1 protein-coding gene is annotated in these 1,251 nt (G+C 66.7%); it reads right to left on the bottom strand.

Annotated elements, in window-relative coordinates; all coding sequences use genetic code 11:
* Window positions 1-121 precede the first annotated feature (121 nt).
* The gene (locus BMY30_RS17445; protein ID WP_089715942.1) at window positions 122-1,054 is read right to left on the bottom strand and encodes an EamA family transporter; all 933 of its coding nucleotides are present in this window, start codon (window positions 1,052-1,054) and stop codon (window positions 122-124) included.
* Between the last annotated feature and the right edge of the window lie 197 nt (window positions 1,055-1,251).

The raw sequence follows: 1,251 nt of genomic DNA, 5'->3' as shown, positions 1-1,251 counted from the left end.
AGGGTCTATGAAAGGAAAGCGAAAGCAAGCAGGCTGGAATGACGACTACTTACTGAGCCTCATTCGTCAGTTCGCTCAACTGCGATAGCCCTGCGCCAACCCCCCCCTTCGCTCGCGCCCCTTACGCTCGCTTAGACAGCCCCAGCACCACGATACCCGCCACCACGATGCCACCGCCTATCAGCTGCACCGGCGAGAGGGCCTGACCCAGCACCACATAGCCCAGTACCAGGGCCGCCACCGGCTCGATGTTCATGGCCGGCGCGTTGCGGGCCATGTCCAGGCGGGGCACGCAGATGAACAGCGTCGAGAAGGCCACCCCGTAAAACAGCCCCAGGGCCGCGAGCCCCATCCAGCCGTGCAGCGAGTGCGGCAATGCCAGACCGCCCGGCACCAGCCCCAGACTGCCGGCCACCAGCATGGTCACGATCACGGTGAGCATGGTCAGCAGGGTACGCAGGGTGCTGCCCACCTCGGCGAGGCGATGCTCGGTGATCCAGAGTGCGCAGGAAAACGCAAAGGCGGCGGCCAGGCCGAACCCCACCCCGGCTAGCCATTCGGGGCCCATGGCCTCGGGCTCGTTGAGCCAGGCCGGTACATCCAGCACCACCACCAGGCCGACCAGGATGATGCCCATGATCAGGGCGGCTCGTGCAGTCGGCCGGGGGCCGCCCAGTGCCCAGCTGAGCAGCGCCAACTGGATCGGCAGTGTGTTCATCAGCAGCAGCGCCACCACCACCGGGATACGCGCCACCGCCGAGTAGAGGCAAAGGCTCTGCACAGCTACCAGCAGGCCCACCAGCAGTTGCCAGGGGTGCGTACCCGCCGGCAGCGACAACCGTTTGCGCTGCACCATCACCAGGCAAGCCAGGATCGCCAGTGCCACGCCGGAGCGCACGAGGATCGCCAGCAGCAGTCCGGTATCCGCGTCGAAGGCAACCCGGGCGGCCACGTGATTGGAGGCGAACAGCGTCGCCAGGCCGCACATCAGCAGCAGCGCCAGAGGCCTGGAAAAGGGAGTTGGGGCCGCAGAGGCGGTCTCTGGAGTCGACATGTCACGGCTTCCGTGCAAGGTGTGGCGGATCGGCCGGGCAACGGCACCGCCGATCATCATGGGGGCCGCTTGGGTAGGTGACCAACGGCGGCAGCGCCATGTTAGAGTGACTGCTCCCCGCCCGAGTGTGCGGGGCTTCCCACTTCTCAGGCAGCAACCGGCGACATGCCGGATTTACGCGAGCCTCCATGGGCAGA

The organism is Halomonas daqiaonensis (assembly GCF_900109725.1).
GTDB classification, from domain to species: Bacteria; Pseudomonadota; Gammaproteobacteria; order Pseudomonadales; family Halomonadaceae; genus Halomonas; species Halomonas daqiaonensis.
Note: the sequence above shows the minus strand (reverse complement) of the source record. Positions and strands in the feature narration are given on the sequence as shown.